Genomic DNA, 22,728 nt, shown 5'->3' on the forward strand with positions numbered 1-22,728 from the left:
TTGTCCACGCGTACGGGAGGAGACCCGTGTCGTGGACCCCGCAGTCCGGGCCCGTTCCTGCCCGGCGGGCTCCTGCCGGCCGCCGGGCGCACCTCCATGCTGCGCGCTCCGAAGCCGCCCGCACAGCGGAGAACGACCCCACCCGGGGGGCCATTGGTCCCAGAACCTCCCCCGGCTCACCGGTCGTTGATCGGCTCATCGCGCTAGACTTCCGCGATCGCCGCACGGACGACCAGACGGGTGGCGGAACCGGGAGGGCCGGCCGGGGAGTCCCCGGCACGGAGAGTCGGACGCCAGGGGAGGCGGCAGGGGTGGCGCAGGCCAAGAAGATCGCGCTGTGCGTGGTGGTGGTCTTCGTGCTGTACGTGATCATCAGTGACCCCGACACGGCGGGGGACTACGTCACGCTCGGCTTCGAGGGCATCTCCAACGCCGCCTCGGCGGTCGGCGACTTCATGACCTGGATCGCCAACGGCGGAAGTTCCTGACCCGCCCCTCCCCCGCCCGCCGCCCGCGCGGCATCACCCCCGAGTGGCGGCGGCCATCCGGAGGGAGTACGCCTTCGGCGGCCTCCGGACGCGGCACCGTGCGCGCCGCGTGCCCCGGCGCGCGTCCCCACGCTCATACACTCCGCACACGCCACGCGCGCCCCAGCACGTTGGTATCGATCGCGTCAACTTGCCCCTCAACACGGCTTTCTGCGGTGCTTGCACACAGTGCGTCCGTCTTGTGATGCTATGACCGCTTTTGACGGATAGTGGACGATCAAGGGGTGGCGTTGCCCGTGCCGGCCAGAACCGCGCCTCACGCACCGCCCCAGGACGGTCCCGGCCCCGGCGGCGCGAACACCGTGCCCGGGGCCGGCCCCGCCCCGGGTGCCGAAACCGTGCCCGGCTCCGGCACCGGTACGGGGCCGGGGCGGACGCAGCGCAGCGCGCCGTTCCGGCCGGGGCGCGCCTCCGACCCGGCCGCCCGCAAGCGCGGGGCGGACACCCGTGCGCTCACCCAGCTCCTCTTCTCGCAGCTGAAGGAGTTGGAGGCGGGCACCACCGAGCACGGCCGGGTCCGCAGCGCCCTCATCGAGGCCAACCTGCCCCTGGTCCGGTACGCCGCCGCCCGCTTCCGCAGCCGGAACGAACCGATGGAGGACGTGGTCCAGGTCGGCACCATCGGCCTGATCAACGCCATCGACCGGTTCGACCCGGACCGGGGCGTGCAGTTCCCGACCTTCGCCATGCCGACGGTGGTCGGCGAGATCAAGCGGTACTTCCGGGACAACGTCCGCACCGTGCACGTCCCGCGCCGGCTGCACGAGCTGTGGGTGCAGGTCACCAGCGCCACCGAGGACCTCACCACCGCGCACGGCCGCTCCCCGACCACCGCCGAGATCGCCGAGCGGCTGCGGATCGGCGAGGACGAGGTGCTCGCCTGCATCGAGGCCGGCCGCTCGTACCACGCGACCTCGCTGGAGGCGGCCCAGGAGGGCGACGGGCTCCCGGGCCTGCTCGACCGGCTCGGCTACGAGGACCCGGCGCTGGACGGTGTGGAACACCGCGACCTCGTCCGCCACCTGCTGGTCCAGCTCCCCGAGCGCGAGCAGCGCATCCTCCTGCTGCGCTACTACAGCAACCTGACGCAGTCCCAGATCAGCGCGGAGCTGGGCGTCTCGCAGATGCACGTCTCACGCCTGCTGGCCCGGAGCTTCGCGCGGCTGAGGTCCGCAAACAGGATCGATCCCTAACCGGAACGGGTTGACTCGATTCGCGGCCCGGGCTGCGCGAAAACCCCTCACACCCCCCGTTTCCAGGGCCAACTCCCCCACCTTTTGTCGATTTACCGCTACAGCGTGTTGCCGACATGTGACATTCTGCGGGAACGGCGTTTGCCGCAGGCTCAGCGCCGGTATTCAGGTGGAGGCTGCGCTCCTCGACGAGGGCGTCGCCGCGACCGTCCGCGACCTCAAGGGGGTGGCATGTCCGCAGAACAGGGCAGCTCGAAGGTGCTCACGCTCAGCAAGAGTGCCCCCGGCGTGCTCGACCGTGCGGAGTTCCCGCATGTCCTGCCGCCGGAGACGACCCGTCAGGAAGACGCGTTCCGGCCCACGGTTCCACCGCAGGCCGGCCACCCGGCCGCGCCCCCCGGCGCCGCGGACACCGTCACGCCGCCCCCGGAGACCGAGGAGGCGGCCCCGGCCGACCTCCCCGCGCCCTCGGGCGCGCTCGACACCCGTACCCTCTCCCGCTCCCTCTTCCTGCGCCTGCGCGATCTGACGGCGGAGGACTCGGACGGCCAGGACAGCCCCGAGCGGGTCTACGTCCGCGACACCCTCATCGAGCTGAACCTCCCCCTCGTCCGGTACGCGGCGGCCCGCTTCCGCAGCCGCAACGAGCCGATGGAGGACATCGTCCAGGTCGGCACCATCGGCCTGATCAAGGCGATCGACCGGTTCGACTGCGAGCGCGGGGTGGAGTTCCCGACCTTCGCGATGCCGACGGTGATCGGTGAGATCAAGCGGTTCTTCCGGGACACCAGCTGGTCGGTGCGGGTCCCGCGCCGCCTCCAGGAGCTCCGGCTCGCGCTCACCAAGACCAGCGACGAGCTGGCCCAGAAGCTCGACCGCTCGCCGACCGTGCCCGAGCTGGCGCAGGCGCTCGGCGTCTCGGAGGAGGACGTCGTCGACGGCCTCGCCGTGGGCAACGCCTACACCGCCTCCTCGCTCGACTCCCCGGCCCCCGAGGACGACGGCGGCGAGGGCTCCCTCGCGGACCGCCTCGGCTACGAGGACACGGCCCTGGAGGGCGTGGAGTACCGCGAGTCGCTGAAGCCCCTGCTGGCCAAGCTGCCGCCGCGCGAGCGCCGGATCATCATGCTCCGCTTCTTCGCCAACATGACCCAGTCGCAGATCGGCGAGGAGGTCGGCATCTCCCAGATGCACGTCTCCCGCCTCCTCACCCGCACCCTGGCCCAGCTCCGCGAGGGCCTGATCGCGGACTGACCACCCGGCGGGGGCGCCACCCGCGCGCCTCCACCCCGCTTCCCGGCGGCCGGCCGTACGCCACCCAGGCGCACGTCCGGCCGCCGTCGCGTGCCCGAACCCCGGCGTTCCCGGTCCGCGCCCGCGCACAAAGAAGCGCGCCCCTCAGGAAGAGGGACGCGCGTCCGTACCCGCACGCCACCGGGCGGCGAGGGGCGAAGCTCACGGAATCAGGAGAAGGCGAGCCAGGCGACCGCGGCGAGGACCGCCACCACGGCGATCACGCCGACGATCAGGCCGACCCGGGGGCCGGAGGACTGGGCGGCCTGTGTCTGCTGCCCGGCGGGGCCGGGCTCGTCGACGAAGGCGCGGAACATCTGCGTACTGCCGGCCGGGTCGTGACCCTGGGGACCCTGCGGCGGCTGGGGGTTGTGTGCCATGAGCCAGGACACTAGCGAATCCGGGCCGCCCGCCCAACCCTCGGGCGATGTGGGCCGGTTCGCCCGGTCTGGCGCGCCCGCGCGCGAAAGCGCGGCGACGGCCGCCCGCACCCGCCGCAGTCGGCCACTCACCGAGCGCGAGCCGGACGTGCCGGCAGGTGGCGGCGGGACGGAACCGCACCCCCGCGCGACGCGGGCCGGGGCCTTTGCCCAAGGGACCCCGGGCTTTACGCCCGCACCCCCAGACCTTTGCCGACTCTTTAGCGCGATTGCCCCGATTTCGTTTGCCTGCGGCAACCATCCAGTTCTATCGTTGCCCTAAGCAACAAACAGGAGAAGCCGATGGCTGCTCAGTCCCAGTACGAGCAACTGGCCCGTCAGCTCAGCGCCATCGGAGCTGTGAAACGAGGACTCGCCCGCGTCCTGCCGTACGACTGCCCGCCCGCTTCCATCGCGGTACTCAACCTTCTCGACCTGCACGGTGAGATGCGGATGAGCCGGATGGCCGAGCTGCTGGCCGTCGACATGTCGGTCACCAGCCGCCATGTGGCACACGTGGCGGACCGCGGCTGGCTCGACCGGTCGCCGGACCCGTCGGACCGCCGGTCCCGGATTCTCCGTCTCACGCCCGAGGGCAGGCTCCTGCTGACCGAGCTGTCCGAGCGCTACGTCAGAGCACTCGGCCACTACCTGGAGAACTGGTCGGACGAGGAAGTCGACCAGCTCATCTCCCTCCTCGGCCGCCTGCGCCAGGACTTCGGCGACTGCCGCTCCCTCCCGAGCCGGCTCACCGACGAGCCCGTGCCGGCGCCGAGCGCCCAGCCGACCGCCCGTACCTCCTCCCGCTAGGACGCACGGGCGGCGGGCCGGTCCGACCGCAACCGCGGTGGGGGACCGGCCCGCCGTCCGTGTCCGTCCGGTCGGGGGACGTACATCCGCGCACGATGCAGAAGAAGGATTTTCATGGCAACAACCACGCCGGAAGGTGTGCGGGGCAGCCATGCCGCCAAGCACGGCGGCGCCGCCGCGGCGTCGGCCGGTGCGCCCATGTCGCACCGGCAGATCATGGAGGCGCTCTCCGGGCTGCTGCTCGGCATGTTCGCCGCGATCATCTCGTCGACGATCGTCACCAACGCCCTGCCCAAGATCATCGGAGACCTGGGCGGCGGGCAGAGCGCGTACACCTGGGTCGTCACCGCCTCGCTGCTGACCATGACGGCCTCCACGCCGCTCTGGGGCAAGCTCGCGGACCTCTACAACAAGAAGGCCCTGGTCCAGATAGCCCTGGTCATCTTCGCGATCGGCTCGATCGTCGCGGGGCTGTCGCAGGACCCGGCCATGCTCATCGCCTGCCGGGCGATCCAGGGCATCGGCGCGGGCGGTCTCGCCGCGCTGGCCCAGATCATCATGGCCGCGATGATCTCGCCGCGCGAGCGCGGCCGGTACAGCGGCTACCTCGGCGCCACCTTCGCCGTGGCCACGGTCGGTGGCCCGCTGCTCGGCGGCGTCATCACCGACACCTCGTGGCTCGGCTGGCGCTGGTGCTTCTACGTGGGCGTGCCCTTCGCCCTGATCGCCCTGGTCGTGCTCCAGAAGACCCTGAAGCTGCCCGTGGTCAAGCGGGACGTGAAGGTCGACTGGCTGGGCGCGTTCTTCGTCGTCGCCGCGGTCTGCCTGCTGCTGGTCTGGGTGACCTTCGCCGGTGACAAGTACGACTGGATGTCGTGGCAGACCGGGGTCATGGTCGGCGGCTCCGTGCTGCTGGCGCTGATCTTCATCCTGGTGGAGTCGAAGGCCACAGAGCCGATCATGCCGCTGCGGCTCTTCCGCAACCGCACGATCACCCTGGCCTCGCTGGCCTCGCTCTTCGTCGGTATCGCGATGTTCTCCGGCACCGTCTTCTTCAGCCAGTACTTCCAGATGGCGCGCGGCGAGTCGCCGACGATGTCCGGTGTCATGACGATCCCGATGATCGCGGGCATCTTCGTCTCCTCCACCGCCTCCGGCGTCATCATCACCAAGAACGGCCGCTGGAAGGCGTGGCTGGTCTCCGGCGCGGCCCTGCTCACCGCCGGCCTCGGCCTGCTGGGCTCCATCCGCTACGACACCCCGTACTGGCACATCGCGCTCTTCATGGCGCTGATGGGTCTGGGCGTCGGCATGATGATGCAGAACCTCGTGCTCTGCACCCAGAACCAGGTGGCCCCCTCGGACCTCGGTTCGGCCAGCTCCGTCGTCACCTTCTTCCGCTCCCTCGGCGGTGCGGTCGGCGTCTCGGCGCTCGGCGCGGTCATGTCCACCAAGATCACCGACTATGTGACCGACGGCCTCACCGCGCTCGGCCCGAAGGCCGCCGCCGCGGCCCAGGGCGGCGGCTCCAGCGGCGGCTTCCCCGACCTGGACGCCATGCCGGCCCCGATCCGGACCGTCTTCGAGTCGGCCTACGGCCACGGTGTCGCGGACGTCTTCCTGATCGGCGCCCCGATCGCGGCCCTCGCCCTGATCTCCGCGATCTTCATCAAGGAGGTCCCGCTGCGGACCCAGGGCGCCCTCGCCCAGGCCGCGGGCGAGAACGCCGCCCCGGCCGAGGCCCGTGTGCCGGCCCCCGTCGGCGCCGCCACCGCGGACACCGCCGCGCTCGCCGAGGCCACTCCGGCTCCGGCTCCGGCCCAGGCCGCCGAGGCCACCGGCCCCGCGTCGAACGGCATCACCGTGCACGGCACCGTCCGGGGCGCCCAGGAGGCACCGGTGGTGCACGCCACCGTCACGCTGATCTCGCTCGGCGGTCGCCAGCTCGGCCGCGCGGTCGCCCAGGGCGACGGCTCCTACGCGCTGGACGCCCCCGAGCCCGGCAGCTACGTGCTGATCGCCTCGGCCGACGGCTTCCAGCCGCAGGCGTCCACGGTCGTGGTGGGCGAGCAGCCGCTCGGCTACGACATCCTGCTCAGCGGGACCAGCGGCCTGACCGGCACGGTGCGTACCGAGTCCGACGGCCCGGTCGCCGGAGCCATGGTGATCGTCACCGACGTGCGCGGCGACGTGCTGGCCACCGGTGCCAGTGACGAGGAGGGCGCGTTCGCCTTCTCCGCGCTGGTGCCCGGCCCGGTCACGATCACGGTCAACGCCGAGGGCCACCGCCCGGCGGCGCTCCCGGTCGAGATCGGTACCACCGGCGTCACCCACGTCGAGGTCGCCCTGCACACCGGGGCCCGCGTCCAGGGTGTCGTCCGGGCCGCCGGCGGCCCGCTGGCCGGGGTGCGCGTCACCCTGGTCGACACCGCGGGCAACGTGGTCGCCACCCGCACCACCGCCGAGGACGGGGCCTACGGCTTCGCCGACCTCGACGGCGGCGAGTACACCGTGATCGCGACCGGCTACCCGCCGGTGGCCACCGCGGTCACCCTGAGCGGACCCGGCACCGACGGGCACGACATCGAACTCGCCCACCCCGGCGAGTGACCCGCCCGCGCCCGGCGCCCTCCTCGCGAGCGGCACCGGGCGCGGCCACAGGCCACGGGTCCGGCGGGCGCCCCCAGCGGAGGCGCCCGCCGGGACCCGTGGAAGGGCCCCGGACAGGGCGGCGGACCGGCAGGGGACGGCCGGTCCGCTTCCGTCCGGGGCCCGTCGTCGCTCTACCAGGCGGGGGCCGCGCCCCCGGGGCGGTTGCACCCGTAAGGGTCGCCTCGGGGCGAATGGGGTACCGGCGGCGGGCGCTTTCGGTACGGAGGAGTCGTACGGGAGTGACCGGCGGCGCCTCGCTCCGGGCGGTAGCCGCGCCGGAGGTGCCACCCGCGCACAGGGCTTCCCGCCGGCCGGCCGCCGGGCATCGGGCCCGGGGGCGGAGGACGGAGCACGGACATCGGGCCGGCGCCGAGGGCGGCGGTTCGCGGAGAAGGGGACGGGTGGGCGCCCGGACCGGCTCCGCACACCGAGAACAGCGAACTGCGCAAGGAGAGAGACCGGATGGGACTCACCGCACGGATTCAGACCCGCGACGGGTGGGCAGTGCCCCACGCCGTGGTCACCGTCACGGACATGACCGGACGCCAGGTCATCCGTGCCGACGCCGACACGGACGGCCTGGTCGAGGAGGCCACCGGACTGGCCCCCGGCCCGTACACCGTCATCGTCACGGCGGTCGGCTACGGCCCGTCGGCCTCCACCGCGCTGGTCGGCGCGGGCGGCCGGGCCGACGCCGGCACGATCACCCTCACCCGGCAGGGCGGTACGGAGCTGCCCGCGCCCGGCGTCTGGACGGTCGACCCGGCGCACTCGACGGTCGGCGCGGTCGCCCAGCACCTGGGGATCTCCAGCGTGCGCGGCCGGTTCACCGACTTCACCGCCCGGATCGAGATCGACGGGGAGGACGGCTGGTCCGCCTCCCGCGTGGAGGCCGTCATCCAGGCCGCCTCGATCGACACCGGCAACCAGCTGCGCGACGGCCACCTGAAGTCCCCGGACTTCCTCGACGTGGTCAACTACCCGCAGATCACCTACCTCAGCTCCGGCGTCTCGGCCGTAGGCGAGGACCGCTGGACCGTCCACGGCGACCTGCGCATGCACGGCGTCTCCCGCCCGGTCGACCTCGACCTGCGCTACCTCGGCACCGGCTCCGACCCCTGGGGCGGCATCCGCGCCGCCTTCACGGCCACCGCCGCACTGCGCCGCGAGGACTTCGCGATGAACTACAACCAGGTCATCCAGGCGGGGATCTCGGCGATCGGCACGAAGCTCAAGGTCGAGATGGACATCCAGGCCGTCCAGGGGGACGGCCTGCCCGGCTGAGCGCACCTCCCCCGCAGATCCGGGTGCCGGTCGAAGATGGCCTCAATCGCCACCAACACCCGGGTCGACCGCGCCGGGCTGCTGGACTTCGTCCGGCCCAGGCACCGGGCCCTCCTGATCACCGCCCGTGCCGACGGAACCCCGCAGGCGTCCCCGCTGACCTGCGGCGTCGACAAGGAGGGCCGGATCGTCGTCGCCACCTACCCGGAGCGGGCCAAGACCCGTAACGCCCGACGGAATCCGAAGGTCGGCCTCGTCGTGCTGAGCGACGAGTGGAACGGGCCCTGGGTGCAGGTCGACGGCACCGCCGAGGTCATCGACGCCCCCGACTCCGTCGAGCCGCTGGTCGAGTACTTCCGCGTCATCTCCGGGGAGCACCCCGACTGGGACGAGTACCGCGCGGCCATGCTGAAGCAGGGCAAGTCGCTGATCCGGATCACTCCCGAGCGGTGGGGCCCGGTCGCCACCGGCGGCTTCCCGGCCCGGCCGGCCTGAGCGGCTTCGGCCGGGCCCGCGCCGACGGGCCCGGTCAGCCCTCCCGGGCCACCATCGCCTCGATCCCGGCGACCAGCAGGTCGAGGGCGGTGGCGAAGTCCCGCTCGCGCATCTCCTCCACGGTGTGCCCGCCGCGCTCGGCCAGCAGCCGGCCCGGCTCGGTGAAGTCGCCCTCCAGGTCCGGGTTCCGGCGGATCGAGCCCATGGCGTGGCGGAAGTAGGCGTCCTGCGTCATGCCCGCCGCCCGCGAGCGGGCGACGTAGTGGCCCTCGAAGGTGCCGAAGCCGTAGACGAACTGCGAGACCGCCGCCATCGCGCCCTCCTGCCCGGCCGGCCCGAGTCCGGTGCGGGCCAGCACCTGGCGCAGCCGCCGGGAGAACGCCATCGAGCGCGGCCCGATGTTGAGATACGTGCCCGCCAGCGCCGACGCCCAGGGGTGGCGGACGAGCAGGGCGCGGTACCCGGCGGCCAGGACGCGCAACTCCTCGCGCCAGCCGCCCGGTTCGCCCTCCCCGTCGCCCGCCCGCTCCTCGTCCGCCCCGGCCGGTTCGGCGAAGGCCGCGTCGAGGGCGAGTTCGAGCAGGTCGTCCTTGGTGTCGACGTACCAGTACAGGGACATCGCGGTGACGCCCATCTCGCCCGCCAGGCGCCGCATCGAGAACCGGGCCAGCCCCTCGGCGTCCAGCAGCCGCACCGACGCCTCGGTGATCCGCTCCCGGTCGAGCCCGTGGCGGGAATGCGGCCTGGCCGGTTTCGGCGGCTCCTCTGCGGCGGCCAGCCAGATGCTGGGCCGGGGCGGCAGCGGCTCCTCGGGTACGCCGGGCCCGGCGGCCGGCTCGCCGGTGGCGTCCGGGTGCGTGGGGGAGGCGGGACGGCGGGGCTCAGACGGCACGGGAGGCACCTTCCTCGACTTCCTCGGCGGGGGCGGGCTGCGGCTCGGGGCCCCGCTCGGCGCGGCCGAGCAGGTACGCGGCGAGCAGGCCGCCCGCGAGGACCGCGGCGGCGCCGACGAACTGGCTGGTGGACAGGCCCGACGAGAAGGAGTCCCGGACCCGCTCCCGGGCACCCCCGGAGCCGGCCGCCGCCATCGCCGCCGGGAACGAGCCGGCCGCGCCTGCCCCGAGCAGCGCCGCGAAGCGGGAGTTGAGCACCGCGCCGAGGACGGCCACGCCGAGCCCGTTGCCGAACTCGGCGAGGGTGCCGTTGATCCCGGCGCCGACCCCGGCCTTCTCCCTGGGGATGGAGCTCATGACGGCCAGCGCCATGGCCGGGTTGGCGAGGGCGCAGCCCACTCCGATGAAGAGCAGGCCGGCCAGCACCCCGGCGTACCCGTCGGCGGCGAAGAGCGCGATCGAGGTGACGCCCACGGCCAGCATCGACATGCCGACGCCGATCGCGGCGGGGGTGCCGAGGCGCCCGGTCCAGCGGGCGGAGATCCCGGAGAAGTTGAGGACGACGACGGTCAGCGCGAGGGGAGCGGTCCGCAGGCCGGCCTCCAACGGGCCGTAGCCGAGGACGAACTGAAGGTGCTGGGTGAGCAGGAAGAGCGAGCCGCCCATGCCGAAGGTGATGAGCACCGCACCCGCGACCGCGCCGGTGAACCGCTGGTCGCGGAAGAACGACAGGTCGAGCATCGGGTGCGGTACCCGCAGTTCCCACAGGACGAACCCGGTCAGCACGGCGAGGCCGAGCCCCGCCCCGGCCAGTACCGTGGGCGAGCTCCAGCCGTGCTCGGGGCCGGAGATGATCGCGTAGACCAGCGCGGTCATGCCGACGGTGGAGAGCAGCGCGCCGCCGAGGTCGGGCCGGTCGCCGCGCGGGTTCTTCGACTCCGGGACCAGCGCCACCACGGCGACGACCCCGATCAGCACGACCGGCACGTTGACGAGGAAGATCGAGCCCCACCAGAAGTGGTCGAGCAGCAACCCGCCGATGAGCGGACCGGCCGCGAACCCCAGCGCGTTGACCGCCGCCCAGATGCCGATGGCCCGCGCCTGCTCGTGGGGCGCGAAGATCTGCATGGCGACCGCGAGCGTGGTGGTGAGCAGCAGCGCGCCGCCCACCCCCATCCCGGCGCGGGCCGCGATGAGCTGCGCGGAGGTCGCGGCCAGCCCCGCCGCCACCGAGCCGATCCCGAACAGCACCAGCCCGGCCAGCAGCATCCTGCGGCGCCCGTACCGGTCGGCGGCGTTGCCCGCGGTGAGCAGCAGCCCGGACTGCACCAGCGCGTACGCGTTGATCATCCACTGGATGTCGGAGGTGGAGGCGGCCAGTTCGCGGGTGAGCGAGGGGATGGCCACGGTCAGCACGGTGTTGTCGAGCAGCACCACCAGTTCGGCCAGGCAGATCACCGCCAGGATCAGCCAGCGCCGCGGGTGCCCCTGCGGCTGGTCCGCCGGACCGGCGTCGTCCGGGGCTGGTACGGGGGCCGGGCTCTCGGCGGCTGCCGTCATCCGGGGGCTCCTCGCTGCTCGGCGGGCGGGCTCACTTTTACACCGTAAAGCTCTCCTTCTACGGTGTAAAACCCCTGCCTCCCCGATACCTTTCCGGGGCTCACTCCCACCCGGAAATGAGGCAATCGTGCGCATCCACCTGGCTCTGAGACGCCATGTCGTACCTCTCCTTCTGGCCATCGGGCTGCTCCTGACCGCCTCCGCCGCCGCCCATCCGGCCACCTGGCGCCCCGTCCCGCTCCGCGTCGCCACCTACAACATCCACGCGGGCGCGGGGGAGGACGAGGTCTTCGACCTCGACCGGCAGGTGCGGGCGCTGCGCTCGCTCGACGCCGACGTCATCGGCCTCCAGGAGGTGGACGTGCACTGGGGCCGACGCAGCCAATGGCGTGATCTCGCCCGCGAACTCGGCAGCCGGCTGGGAATGCACGTCGCTTTCGGGCCGATCTACAGCCTCGACCCCGAGCCCGCGGCAGCCTCCGGCCCCACGCCCCCGCGCCGCGAGTTCGGCGTCGCCGTCCTCTCCCGTCACCCCGTTCTCCGCGTCCGCAACCACGAGATCACCCGGCTCTCCACCCAGGGCGAGAACCCGCTGCCCGAGCCGGCCCCCGGCTTCCTCCAGGCCACCGTCGCCGTCCGGGGCGTCCCCCTCGACGTCTACGCCACCCACCTGGACTACCGCCCCGACCCCACCGTCCGCGCCGCCCAGGTCGCCGACATGCTCCGCGTGATGGGCCGCCCCTGCCCGGGCCGCTGCCCCGCCCCCCTCCTCCTCGGCGACTTCAACGCCCGCCCCGACGCCCCCGAACTCGCCCCGCTCTGGGACACCTTGCGCGACGCCGACCCGGGCGCGGCCACCTTCCCCGCCTCCGCGCCCTCCAGCCGCATCGACTACGTCGCGGTCGGCGCCGGGGCCGAGATCCGGTCGGCCCGCACCGCCCCCACCGGCATCGCCTCGGACCACCTGCCCGTCGTCGCCGACCTGCGCCTCACCCGCCGCTGACCCCGAAGGCGGCGGGCTCCGGGCTCAGCCCGTACCCGCCGCCTTCAGCACGTACCCCGCACCGCGCCGCGTGTGGATCATCGCCTCGCCCCCGCCGACGCCGATCTTCCGCCGCAGGTACGAGATGTAGAGCTCCACCAGGTTCCCGCGCGCCCCGGCACCGGCGCCCCAGACCCGTTCCAGGATCTGGGCCTTGCTCAGCACGCGGCGCGGGTTGCGCATGAGGTACCGCAGCAGCTCGAACTCGGTCGCGGTGAGCCGCACCGGCGCCCCGGCCCGTGTCACCTCCCGCGCCTCCTCGTCCATCACCAGGTCCCCCACGACCAGGCGCGGGGCGTGGCCGCGGGCCGCGTCGACCAGCGCCCGGACCCGCGCCACCGCCCGCGCCCCGTCCCCGCTCACGAAGAGCACCGGCACCTCGGGCAGGACCTCCTCCAGCCGCGCGAGCCGTCCCCGCAGATCTGCCGGAATCCCGCTCAGCACGACCACGTCGGGCCCGAACTCCCGTGCCGCGGCGACGAATTCGGACTCCGCGCCCCCCACACACCACCCCTCGGCCCGCAACGCCGCCCCGAGCGTGGCCGCGTCGCCGCCCCCGGCGACCAGCAGCACCCGCGCAGCCCGCTGCGGTGGCGCCGCCCCCCACCGCGCCACCCCGCTCCCTTCCGCATCCCTCGCCAGGCTCATGCCGTGCAGCGTGGACCGGCGCCCTGAGAGGCCACTGAGCGGAACCTGTGAATCCGCTGAGATTCCCGTACAGGGCCGACTCCCCGCCCCTGCCCGGCGCCGCCTCGGGGCCGCTCAGAACAGTCCGCCCTGCCGGTGCGCGGGCTCCAGCGGGCGGACCTCCACCCCCGAGGTGACCGCCTCCCCGCCTCCCCCCGCCGCGACCAACCGCCACCCGGCCATCAGACGCGTGTCGACGACCAGTTCCGGGCCCCTTTCCCGCGCGAGATGCAGATCAGGCCCGGCGGCGGCCGCCAACCTCCCCGCGACGACCGCTCCGTCCCGCAACCCGCCCATCACCGCCGCGCCCGCGCCCGCTCCCTCCAGCCGGAACACGTCCGCCTGGTCCACCACCGCGAACTCCGCCCGCTCCAACGCCTCCGGCCATCCGGCCAGCCCCACGGCCCGCCCGTACAGCTCCGCCAGCTCCCCCGCCCGCCCGGCCGCCGACGGCGACCGGCCCCGGACGGCCCGCTTGCGCGCGTACGACACCCGGTCCGGCACTCCCAGGGCCGACCGCAACAACTCCTCCGTCCGCCGCGCCGCCATCAACGGCCCCCGCCCCAACCAGCAGAAGGCCACCGCCCCCTGCTCCAGCAGCCGCCCGGCCCCGCGCGCCTCCCGGGTGATGCCGACCTTGGCCATCCCGGGCCCGAACCAGGCCAGATACACCGCGTACGGCCGCGGATCGTCCGCCATGGTGTCCGCCGCCACCGACCGGGCCCGGTCCAGCCGGGCGCACGCCTCGCACTGCGCCCGCGTACTCCCCGCCGCGATCTCGGCCCGAACCGGACACGGCGTCCGCCGCCCGCCGCGCCGGACCCCGAGGCACCGCCGCACCCCCACCGCCCCGAACGCCACCGCCTCCCCGAACCGCAGCCGGCTGCCCCGCTCTCCTCGCCCCGGCGCCCACCACCCGAGCACGGGCTCCCCCTCGTGCCATGCCATCCCGGTACACCGCCACACCCCGAACCACCTCGCCTCGAACCCGGACCCCCGCTCAGGCTAGTGACCACCACTGACCGAGAGGCCGGGCCCGGCCCCCGCCAGGGTCGGCGGCCGGGCCCGGCCCCCGACAGGGTCGGCCGAACCGGTCGAGGGGCGCACGAAGGGCCCCGGCCCGGGGACCCTCGCCCGCCGTGCGAGCGGCGGAAGGCGGACCCGGCTGACGTGGCCGGGCCCGGCGGCGCGTCAGGAGTGCGGGTCCACCAGGACCTTGACCGCCGTCTCGTTGTGGTTGATGAGGGTGTCGAAGCCCTCGGAGACGAGATCGTCCAGACCGATGACCTTGGTGATGAACGGCGCCAAGTCGATACGCCCCTCCTGCACGAGCTTGATGGTCTGCGGGTGGGAGTTGACGTAGGCGATCGTTCCGCGCAGGTCGATCTCCTTGAGGACGAGCTTGTGCATGTCGAGCGAGGCCGGCTTGCCCCAGATGGAGATGACGGTGATGACGCCGCCGGGCTTGACGGCGTCGAAGAGCGTGTCGAGGACGACGTTGACGGAGGTGGCCTCGAACGCGACGTCCGCGCCCCTGCCGTCGGTGAGCCGCCGGACCTCCTCGGCGACGTCGGTGACGGCGGGGTCGATGACGTGGTCGGCGGCCTTGGCGTCCAACGCCTTCTGCCGCCGCAGCGGGCTGAGTTCGGTGACGGCGACCTCCAGGCCCATCGCCTTGAGTACCGCGCAGGTGAGCAGGCCGATCGGGCCGGCACCGCCGACGAGGGCGAAGTCCCCCGCCTTCGCGCCCGAGCGCTGGAACGCGTGGTACCCCACGGACAGCGGCTCGATGAGGGCCGCCTGGTCCAGCGGGAGGTCTCCGACCGGGTGGACCCATCGGCGCTCGACGACGATCTTCTCCGCGAGCCCGCCGCCGTGGCCGCCCAGCCCGATGAAGTTCATGTCGGGCGAGAGGTGGTAGGCGGGGTTGTTCGCGCTGGTATCGACGTCGGGACGCAGGATGTACGGCTCGACGACGACCCGGTCGCCCGGCTTCAGGTCCTCGACGCCCTCGCCCACCTCGTACACGACGCCGGACATCTCGTGGCCGAGCGTCACGGGGGCCGACTCTCCCGAGACCGGATGCGGGTGGCCAGCCGGTGGGACGAAGATCGGCCCGTCGAGGTACTCGTGCAGGTCGGTACCGCAGATTCCGCAGTACGCGACGTCGATGCCGACCGTGCCGGGTCGGACAGTGGGCTCCGGAATGTCGTCGATCCGGATGTCACCGCGGTCGTAGTAGCGTGCAGCCTTCACTTGGACGGCTCCTTCGTCGGTTCCTGCGCAGACCTCGGTCCGGTCGTGCCACGCGGCAAGGCGCGTCCTCGCGCAGCGCGATCAGGTCACCCTTGAACGATATGACCCCATTCGGACAAGCGCGCGGTGGCCCACGGAAGCCCTGGCCAGAGCCGCCCGAGCACCGACACCTCGGTCCCCCGCCCCACCGACCGTCGCAGGCCCCGCCCGTACGTCACGGTCGGCCCGGACGGAACTCCCCAAGCCCACCACTCGCCTCAGCTCCTGTCCGCTGCGGGCTCGCGCCGGCGGTACGGCAAGACCCGCGAAGAGGCCCACGACAGGTGGCTGAACCTCCATGCCGAGCCGAAGAAGGGACCGGCCGCCACGCGGCACCGCACCGCCGCGCTCCTCCTCGCCCACTGGCTGGAGTCGATCGCGAAGCCCCAACTCGGCCCCGTCGCCGTGCCTCTCGTACGAGGGATACGTGCGGCTCTACCTCACCCGGCACACGTGCAGCCCGCTCCTGGTCGCCCTCAAGGTGCACCCGAAGATCGCCCAGCGGATTCTTCGCCACTCCCCGATCGCCATGCCGACGGAGGTCTACGCCGAAGCGGGCGAGGAAGACGTACGCGCCGCGATCGGCCCCCTGTCCGACGCGAGGGGCGGTACCGGCTGACACGGCTGCCGTACTTCGCTGCTGTACGGCCCAACGCAAGAGGCCCCCGGAGTGATCCGGGGGCCTCTTACCTGTGTGCACTCGGCAGGATTCGAACCTGCAACCTTCTGATCCGTAGTCAGATGCTCTATCCGTTAAGCTACGAGTGCTTGTGCTTCCCGGGTTTTTTTCGCCCCGGTCGGCGTTGCGTGGACAACATTACATGACCTGCGCCGTGAGGCGAAATCCGATTAGCCCACCCCCTCTGACCTGCGGAAACGTCCAGACGGGTGGGGGTGGGGTGGCGAGGTGGCCGGAGTCCGGGAGCGGCTCCGGAGCACCGGACGGGGCCCAGCGCTCCGATTCCGCTTCCCTCCGCCGCCGGAAGGCAACCCCTCGGGCGCGATCGATGTCGGCGCCCGGACGTCCCGCGCACGACGAAGCCCCGACCGCTGGGCGATCGGGGCTTCGGTGACGCGGAGGCGGAGGGATTTGAACCCTCGATGGGGGGTAAACCCCAAACCGCATTAGCAGTGCGGCGCCATAGACCGGACTAGGCGACGCCTCCAGCACACCCCCGCGTGGCGAAGGTGCGTCCAGATGATGACACAGCCAGGTGGCCCGTCACCAATCGCCACCCAAGGTACTAGGCGCGACGCCCGCAGGGCAAAGCATTCACGGCGCGGTACGGAAGCGGAACGTCGGCGGCGGTGGGGCGTTAGGCAGGGCGCCGGACCCCCCGGCGATCCGCACCGGACGACCTGGAGCCCCCTTGCTGCGCCGTACCGCCCTCGCCCTCGCCACCTCAGCCGCCGCCCTGCTGGGCGCCGTTCCGCTCGCCGCGCAGGCGCACGCCGGTCCCGGCGGGCCCGTGCCGCCGCCGATCGGGGCGCCGGGGCTCGGCGCGGGGCCCGGGCTCGGCGCCGAGCAGGACCGGCTGACGGTGACCGTGCGCGACGCGGGGGCGGGCGACGGGAGGTTCGTCCTGCGGTGCCGGCCCACCGGGGGCGACCACCCGGACGTGGCGGGGGCGTGCGGGCGGCTGGCGGAACTGGCCGCGGAGGGCGAGGACCCGTTCGCGCCGGTCCCGCCGGACGCGATGTGCACCATGCAGCACGGCGGGCCCGCGACGGCGCGCGTCGAGGGGACGTGGCGGGGGCGGGCCGTGGACGCGTCGTTCTCGCGTACCGACGGGTGCCGGATCGCGCGGTGGAACCGGCTCGTGCCCGTTCTGCCTGCGACCGGATCATGACGCGGCCCGCGCACAGGGCACACACCTCCTCCGTGCGACCTCCCTCCCATCCGGCACCCGGGGCCCTGTCTGCCCGTAGACTCCCTCCCGTGACAGGCTGCGGACCCGGGGCCAGGATGACCCGAGAGGTCGGCAAACCGCAGTGATCAGGGAGGAACCGTCGTCGTGAGCAGCAGGCCATCACGAGGCGCTGCTCGCCTCGCAGCAATACTCGACGCGCTCCCCGACGCCCTGGTGCTCGTCAACTGCAACGGCACGGTCGTCAACGCCAACACCATCGCCCTGGAGCGCCTGGAAGCCCCCGGGACGGCACTGGTCGGGCGCGGACTGCTCGATCTGCTCCCGGAGTTCGACTCACGGCTGATCCCCGGATCGATGCGCCGCCCGGACACCGTCGACGATCAGGGCCGCACCCGGCCGACGCGGATGACCGCCCGGCGTACCGACGGCACCGAGTTCCCCGTCGAGGTGACCAGCGCCGGCCTCGCCGAGGGGCGGGAGTCCGGCTGGGGTGCCCCCTCGCAGCTGGGGACCAGCGCGGGGGACCAGCGGTACACCGGCGACGAACTGCTGATGATCGTGGTCCGGGACCTGTCCGGAACCGTCGACACCGAGGCGGAGCTGGCGCGTTCGCAGCGGCAGACCGAGATGATCCTGCGGGCGGCGGCCGAGGGCGTCGTGGGCACCGACACCGACGGGCGGGTCGTCCTGGTCAACCCGGCGGCGGCGCAGATCCTCGGCTTTCGCGCGGGGGACCTGGGCGGGCGGGAGTTCCACACGCTGGTCCTGCACTCGCGTGCCGACGGCGAGCCCTTCCCGTACGCCGAGTCGCCGCTCGCCGACACACTGCGCTCCGGGCGCAAGCACCGGGTCCGGGGGCAGGTGCTGTGGGCCAAGGACGGCTCTCCGGTGCCCGTCGACCTCACCACCGCGCCCGTCCGCGACGGGGACCAACTGGTCGGCGCCGTGGTCACCTTCACCGACCGCCGCGCACACGAGGCGCTCCTCGCCGAGCACGCCGAGGAGAAGGCCGCCGCCGAGCGGCGCTACGAGGGGCTGGAGACCTCCTCCGCCGAGAAGTACCAGGAGCTGGAACGCACTTCGCGCGAGCGGTACGAGGAACTGGAACGCACCTCCCGCGAGCGGTACGAGACGCTGGAGCGGGAGTCGGCCGAGCGGTACGAGACGCTGGAACGCGACTCCGCCGAGCGGTACGAGACGCTTGCGGAGGCCGAGAAGGAGCGGTACGCGGCCCTCGGTGAGCGGGAGAAGGACCGCTACGAGGCGCTCGCCGCCCGCCACGACCAGCTGCTCGCGGTGCTCTCCGACTCGCTGCGCGGCCCTCTCGACCACCTGCGCGGCGAACTGGGTTCGCTCGCCGCCGACCCGGCGGGCCAGCTCTGGCCCGAGGCCAACCAGATCCTGCACCACCTCTCCGCCGGGTACGCGCGGATGACGACCCTCGTCGACAACGTCCTCGGCTACCAGCGGCTCGACGCCGGGCAGGACAGCCTGGACCGCAAGAAGGTGCTGCTCGACGAGGTCATCGCGGCGGGCGTCGAGGGCGCCGTCGAGCTGATCGGGCCGGGCCGGGCGCAGTTCGCCGTGCACGCCCCGTCCATCGAGGCGGAGATCGACCCGCACCGCTTCGCCACGGCGCTGGCCCACCTCATCGCCGACGTGGCCGGCATCGACGCCACCGGCAACGCCCGGCAGACCCCGCAGGCGATGGCCGGTGGGTACATCGACTCCACGGTGGTCGTCGCGGCTGCCCTGCGCGGCAACGTGGTACGCATCGAGGTACGCGGCCCGTTCGCGGGCGGCGACCCGGTGCACGAGCCCCTCGTGCGCGGCATCGTCCGGGCCCACGGCGGCGTCCTCCAGACCCACGCCATGCCCGGTATGAGCGGCAGCGCCTACATCCTCGACATCCCCCTCGGCGAGGGCGCCGGGGCGGTGGCGGCCCCGCAGCAGGGCCAATTGCCCGCCGGGCAGACGCCCGCGCGGGCGTCCGAGGGAACGACCCCGGACGCCGGAGCCGAGCGGCCGCACGGGCGCCGGCGCCGGCGTGCCGCGCCGCGTTCCTCCGTCGACTCCTTCCTCGGCGCCGCCGGCGACGCGACCCCCGCCGCACCCGAGCAGGTCCCCGCGGCACCCACCGGTCGCCGCCGCGGTCGCCGGGCAGCCGACGAGACACCGGTCGAGGCGGTACTGACCGGGCAGGACGGCGACGCGGCCCCGGGCGGCGCGGTCGCCCTGCCCTCGCCCACCGGCGCCACCGAGGGCGGCACCGGACGCAGGCGCCGCCGCGCGGCCCCTCCCCAGGACGAGACCGCCCCGACCTCCGAGGGAGCGGTGACCACCGCGGCCGAGCACGCCGCCGGTACCGCCGCCTCCGCCAGCGCGCTGGGAGGAACGGTGCCTCCGCAGGGGGTGCCCCCGACCGGGCGCCGCGCCGCTCAGCCCGCGCTGCCGCCCTCCGGTTCCACCGGCCCGGGTGGAGCAGTCGTCATCGCCCCGGGGGTCCGCCCCGGACTCACCGCCGCCGTGCCGCGCCCCACCCAGGCCCCCGACGACCAGCGGGGAGCCGCCGCCGAGCGGCCGGCAGCCACGCCCTCCGCCCTGCCCGCCCTGCCGCCCGTCGGCGGGCAGACGCGGGGCGAGCGGCCCGTGCCCCTCGCCCCGTCCGCCCCCGACGCGCAGGCCCTGGACGCGGGGGCCCAGTTGCCGGGCGCCGCTGTGCCCGTGCCTCTGGCCGGGGCGTCCGCCTCCGGTCAGCCCGCCCGGCCGGGCACGCCGAACCCCCAGGCGCCGGCCGCCGCGCCGCCCCCCGTCGTGAGCGCCCCGAGCGCTCCGGCCCCGGGCACGCCTTCCGGGCAGTCGGCCGGTGCGCCCGCGTCCGGCCAGGCCGACCCCCAGACGCCCGCCGCGCCCACCACACCCATGGCCCCGCCGCCCGCCCCGCCCGCCGGCCCGACCGCCACGTCCACCGGGACGGCGCTCCCCGGGCAGCCGAGCGGCCCGCACACCTCCTCGGCTCCGGTGCCGCCGGTCACGGCGGCCCCCGGTGTGCCGGTGCCGCCGGTCACGGCGGCCCCCGGTGTGCCGGTGCCGCCCGCCCCGATGGCCGCCGACACCGCCGCGAGCCCGGTAACTCCGCCTCCGGCCCCCGCTGTTCCGGCCGCTCCCGCCGAAGCTTTGGCCCCTCCGGCAAGCTCCGCGACCTCGGACGGGCCCGCCGGTCCGGCCGGGCGGGGTGCGGCTATGGCCGGTATGCCTCCGGCGCCGGGGTTCCCGGAGCCCGCCGCTCCGCAGGCACCGGTCCCGCCCGGCTTCCCGGCGGAGACGGCCCGGCCGGACCAGCCCGGACGGCCCGCGCCCCAGACCCCGGCCTCAGGCCCGCTGACGCCGCCGTTCGCCGCCGGCCAGGCGCTCCAGGCCCCCGCAGCGGGCTCGCCGGTACCGCCGACCGCCCCCGGAACCGGGCAGGTGGCATCGGCTCCGGGCGCCGTCCCCGCTCCGGACCCGGCGGCCGTGCAGCCACAGCACCCGCTCACTCCGCCGAAGCTCCCCGCCGCGCCGCAGGACGGCCCCACCTCCTCCATGCCGCTCCCGCCCGTGTCCGGCACGCCGGCGGCCCCCGGAGCCCCGGGGAACCAGACCACTTCGGGGCCGGGCACCCCGAGCGCGCAAGTGAGGCAGGACGTCCCGGCCTCCGGGCTCCCGCCGCAGCAGCCCGCCCCGGGGCAGCCCCCGGTGCGGCAGGGCGTGCCCGTCCAGCAGCCCGCTGTTCCTCCGGTCCAGGCTCCGCCCGGCGCGTCCTACCCCGGCGCGCCCGCCCCCCAGCAGCCGCGGCAGGCGTCGCCTGACCAGCAGGCCCCCGCACCCCGGCGGGCCCGCCGCGCCCTGGCCGACGGGCCCGGACAGCCGCCGGGCGAGGCTCCGGCCCCGGAGTCCGGGCCCGGGCTGGCACTCCCGTCGGCGGAGACCTCGCACGGGCCGGCGGGGCACCCCGCGCTCGACCACACCCCGCCACAGCCGCACCCGCTGCCGGCCGCTTCCGCCCCGCTGCCGGAGGCGACGCCTGCCGGGGGCACCCCGGTCCCCCCGCCCGCCGCCGACGGCTGGGCCGTGCCCACGACGGCGACGGGCTCCGTGCCCCTGCCCGAGGCGGCTCCTCCCGCCGAGGCACAGGAGCCGACCAGCGGACCGCAGACGGGCAGCGTCCCGGACCTCCAGGCGCAGCCCGAAGCGGTTTCACGTGAAACGTCACCCGCCGAGGTGGGAGGCGGCGGGACGCCCGTTTCACGTGAAACATCCAACGAGGCTCCGGTCGCCCCTGTTTCACGTGAAACATCCGCCGCGGTACCGGCCCCGCAGCCACAGCGCGTGGCCCAGCCGCTCCCGGCGGAGTCCCCCGAGCAGCAGGCCGTCTCCGCGCAGAACCGGGCGTTCAGCGTGCGCACCCTCGGCCAAGGGGTGCCCTTCGCGGCCCCCGGCCGTCCTGCCGAGCCGCAGCGCCGCCCGCTGAACAACCCGGCCCAGCCTCCGCAGAATCCGCCGCCTCCGGCCGCGCCCGCCTCCGGCCGCCGCCGGAAGCTGGGGACGCCTCCGGCGGCCGAGGAGACCGCGACGCCGCCCGCGCTTCAGCAGCCCGCCCCGCAGGCGCCGCCCGCGCTTCAGCAGCCCGCCCCGCAGACGCCGCCGCAGCAGGCGGCTCCCGCGCCCGGCGGGCCCGTACCGGCACCGGCACCGGCGCCCGCGCCCACACCCGAGACCGACGGCTATCCCGCTCAGGGCCGCTCGTATGCGATTGGCGCGCCCGACGCGGGGGCCGAGGGTCCGGAGCCGCTCGACGGGCCCAACGGCGCCGTGGAGGTGGCCAACCAGCCACAGCCTCAGCCGCAGGACGCCGAGTTGCCCCCCGAGCCGCTCGACAACCCCCGGCGGCTGCTGGTCTGGCCGGCGCCCGACGTCTCCACCCAGCAGGCGCTCAGCGACCGCGGCTACCGTCCGGTGATCGTGCACTCCCGGGAGGAGGTGGACGCGCAGATCGCCGCCTTCCCGGCCGCGCTCTTCGTGGACCCGCTGACCGGGCCGATCACCCGGACCGCCCTCCAGTCGCTGCGCCAGGCCGCGGTGGCCGCCGAGGTCCCGGTCCTGGTGACCGCGGGTCTGGGACAGGCGACGCGCGAGGCGGCGTACGGTGCCGATCCGGCCGTCCTTCTGAAGGCGCTCGCCGCGCGCGACAGTGAGCAGCACCCCTCGCGGGTCCTGCTCATCGAGGAGCGCGAGGAGATCGCGCTGGCGTTGACGGCGGCGCTGGAGCGCCGGGGCATGCAGGTCGCCCGGGCCACCACCGACACCGACGCGGTCAACCTGGCCACCCAGATGCACCCCAACCTCGTGGTGATGGACCTGATGCAGGTCCGCCGCAGGCGGGTCGGGGTCGTGGACTGGCTGCGGGCCAACGGGCGGCTCAACCACACCCCGCTGGTCGTCTACACGGCTGCCGGGATCGACCCGGCGGAGCTGCCGAGGCTCGCTTCCGGGGAGACCGTCCTCTTCCTGGCCGAGCGGTCGACCAGCGAGGACGTCCAGGCCCGGATCGTCGACCTGCTGGCGAAGATCGGTACCAACTGAGCCGGGCGGACGGCTGACCGGAGAGACAGCGAGATGGGGCGGGGTCCGCGGACCCCGCCCCATC

Annotated in this window: 17 protein-coding genes and 2 tRNA genes; 11 read left to right on the forward strand and 8 right to left on the reverse strand. The window is 74.3% G+C overall.

The features are described from left to right. Positions 1-311 precede the first annotated feature (311 nt). From ACSLIC_RS12255 to ACSLIC_RS12265, 3 genes are all read left to right on the forward strand, one after another. Positions 312-488 (forward strand): hypothetical protein, encoded by a 177-nt coding sequence (locus tag ACSLIC_RS12255; protein WP_436737696.1) that lies wholly within the window; start codon positions 312-314, stop codon positions 486-488. Between the two features lie 362 nt (positions 489-850). Further along, complete coding sequence (locus ACSLIC_RS12260; RefSeq protein WP_436740359.1) at positions 851-1,741, forward strand: RNA polymerase sigma factor SigF; 891 nt, start codon at positions 851-853, stop codon at positions 1,739-1,741. Positions 1,742-1,972: 231 nt separating this feature from the next. Then, positions 1,973-2,995 carry a SigB/SigF/SigG family RNA polymerase sigma factor gene (locus tag ACSLIC_RS12265; RefSeq protein ID WP_436737697.1) on the forward strand — a complete coding sequence of 341 codons (1,023 nt, stop codon included), beginning with the start codon at positions 1,973-1,975 and terminating at the stop codon, positions 2,993-2,995. Between the two features lie 209 nt (positions 2,996-3,204). Here ACSLIC_RS12265 and ACSLIC_RS12270 read toward each other — a convergent pair whose 3' ends face one another. After that, the gene (locus tag ACSLIC_RS12270) at positions 3,205-3,414 is read right to left on the reverse strand and encodes a hypothetical protein (protein WP_436737698.1); all 210 of its coding nucleotides are present in this window, start codon (positions 3,412-3,414) and stop codon (positions 3,205-3,207) included. A 342-nt stretch (positions 3,415-3,756) separates the two neighbouring features. Here ACSLIC_RS12270 and ACSLIC_RS12275 point away from each other — a divergent pair, with 342 nt between their 5' ends. The 4 genes from ACSLIC_RS12275 (at position 3,757) to ACSLIC_RS12290 (ending at position 8,694) form a co-directional block, all read left to right on the forward strand. Further along, the gene (locus ACSLIC_RS12275; RefSeq protein WP_436737699.1) at positions 3,757-4,263 is read left to right on the forward strand and encodes a MarR family winged helix-turn-helix transcriptional regulator; all 507 of its coding nucleotides are present in this window, start codon (positions 3,757-3,759) and stop codon (positions 4,261-4,263) included. A 114-nt stretch (positions 4,264-4,377) separates the two neighbouring features. Beyond that, on the forward strand, positions 4,378-6,873 hold the full coding sequence (locus ACSLIC_RS12280; protein ID WP_436737700.1) for an MFS transporter: 2,496 nt from the start codon (positions 4,378-4,380) through the stop codon (positions 6,871-6,873). Positions 6,874-7,377: 504 nt separating this feature from the next. After that, positions 7,378-8,199: a YceI family protein gene (locus tag ACSLIC_RS12285; RefSeq protein ID WP_436737701.1), complete on the forward strand. Its 822-nt coding sequence runs from the start codon at positions 7,378-7,380 to the stop codon at positions 8,197-8,199. A gap of 36 nt (positions 8,200-8,235) precedes the next feature. After that, entirely contained in the window at positions 8,236-8,694 is a 459-nt protein-coding gene (locus ACSLIC_RS12290; RefSeq protein WP_436737702.1) for a PPOX class F420-dependent oxidoreductase, read from the forward strand. A 34-nt stretch (positions 8,695-8,728) separates the two neighbouring features. Here ACSLIC_RS12290 and ACSLIC_RS12295 read toward each other — a convergent pair whose 3' ends face one another. Together ACSLIC_RS12295 and ACSLIC_RS12300 are read right to left on the reverse strand one after the other, a co-directional pair. Further along, the gene (locus tag ACSLIC_RS12295) at positions 8,729-9,586 is read right to left on the reverse strand and encodes a TetR/AcrR family transcriptional regulator (protein ID WP_436737703.1); all 858 of its coding nucleotides are present in this window, start codon (positions 9,584-9,586) and stop codon (positions 8,729-8,731) included. After that, the gene (locus ACSLIC_RS12300; RefSeq protein WP_436737704.1) at positions 9,576-11,147 is read right to left on the reverse strand and encodes an MFS transporter; all 1,572 of its coding nucleotides are present in this window, start codon (positions 11,145-11,147) and stop codon (positions 9,576-9,578) included. The genes ACSLIC_RS12295 and ACSLIC_RS12300 overlap by 11 nt, the downstream gene beginning before the upstream one ends. A gap of 127 nt (positions 11,148-11,274) precedes the next feature. Here ACSLIC_RS12300 and ACSLIC_RS12305 point away from each other — a divergent pair, with 127 nt between their 5' ends. Beyond that, positions 11,275-12,150 carry an endonuclease/exonuclease/phosphatase family protein gene (locus ACSLIC_RS12305; RefSeq protein ID WP_436737705.1) on the forward strand — a complete coding sequence of 292 codons (876 nt, stop codon included), beginning with the start codon at positions 11,275-11,277 and terminating at the stop codon, positions 12,148-12,150. 24 nt (positions 12,151-12,174) lie between these two features. Here the strand turns inward: ACSLIC_RS12305 and ACSLIC_RS12310 are convergent, their stop codons facing one another. The 3 genes from ACSLIC_RS12310 to ACSLIC_RS12320 form a co-directional block, all read right to left on the reverse strand. Next, complete coding sequence (locus ACSLIC_RS12310) at positions 12,175-12,837, reverse strand: winged helix-turn-helix transcriptional regulator (protein ID WP_436737706.1); 663 nt, start codon at positions 12,835-12,837, stop codon at positions 12,175-12,177. 114 nt (positions 12,838-12,951) lie between these two features. Continuing rightward, entirely contained in the window at positions 12,952-13,824 is an 873-nt protein-coding gene (locus ACSLIC_RS12315; RefSeq protein ID WP_436737707.1) for a DUF2797 domain-containing protein, read from the reverse strand. Positions 13,825-14,067: 243 nt separating this feature from the next. Next, positions 14,068-15,132, reverse strand: a complete 1,065-nt coding sequence (locus ACSLIC_RS12320) for a 2,3-butanediol dehydrogenase (RefSeq protein ID WP_436737708.1) — start codon at positions 15,130-15,132, stop codon at positions 14,068-14,070. A gap of 466 nt (positions 15,133-15,598) precedes the next feature. On the opposite strand from ACSLIC_RS12320, the gene ACSLIC_RS12325 reads away from it, so the two are divergent. Next, on the forward strand, positions 15,599-15,790 hold the full coding sequence (locus ACSLIC_RS12325; protein ID WP_436737709.1) for a hypothetical protein: 192 nt from the start codon (positions 15,599-15,601) through the stop codon (positions 15,788-15,790). 76 nt (positions 15,791-15,866) lie between these two features. On the opposite strand, the gene ACSLIC_RS12330 is transcribed toward ACSLIC_RS12325, so the two are convergent. Further along, positions 15,867-15,939, reverse strand: a tRNA-Arg gene (locus ACSLIC_RS12330). A 307-nt stretch (positions 15,940-16,246) separates the two neighbouring features. Beyond that, positions 16,247-16,337, reverse strand: a tRNA-Ser gene (locus tag ACSLIC_RS12335). A 204-nt stretch (positions 16,338-16,541) separates the two neighbouring features. Between ACSLIC_RS12335 and ACSLIC_RS12340 the strand changes: the two genes are divergently transcribed. Both ACSLIC_RS12340 and ACSLIC_RS12345 read left to right on the forward strand, forming a co-directional pair. Then, on the forward strand, positions 16,542-17,021 hold the full coding sequence (locus ACSLIC_RS12340; protein ID WP_436737710.1) for an SSI family serine proteinase inhibitor: 480 nt from the start codon (positions 16,542-16,544) through the stop codon (positions 17,019-17,021). 165 nt (positions 17,022-17,186) lie between these two features. Further along, the gene (locus tag ACSLIC_RS12345) at positions 17,187-22,664 is read left to right on the forward strand and encodes a PAS domain-containing protein (protein ID WP_436737711.1); all 5,478 of its coding nucleotides are present in this window, start codon (positions 17,187-17,189) and stop codon (positions 22,662-22,664) included. Positions 22,665-22,728 lie beyond the last annotated feature (64 nt).

The organism is Streptomyces sp. BBFR102, from assembly GCF_051397025.1.
Taxonomy (GTDB): domain Bacteria; phylum Actinomycetota; class Actinomycetes; order Streptomycetales; family Streptomycetaceae; genus Streptomyces.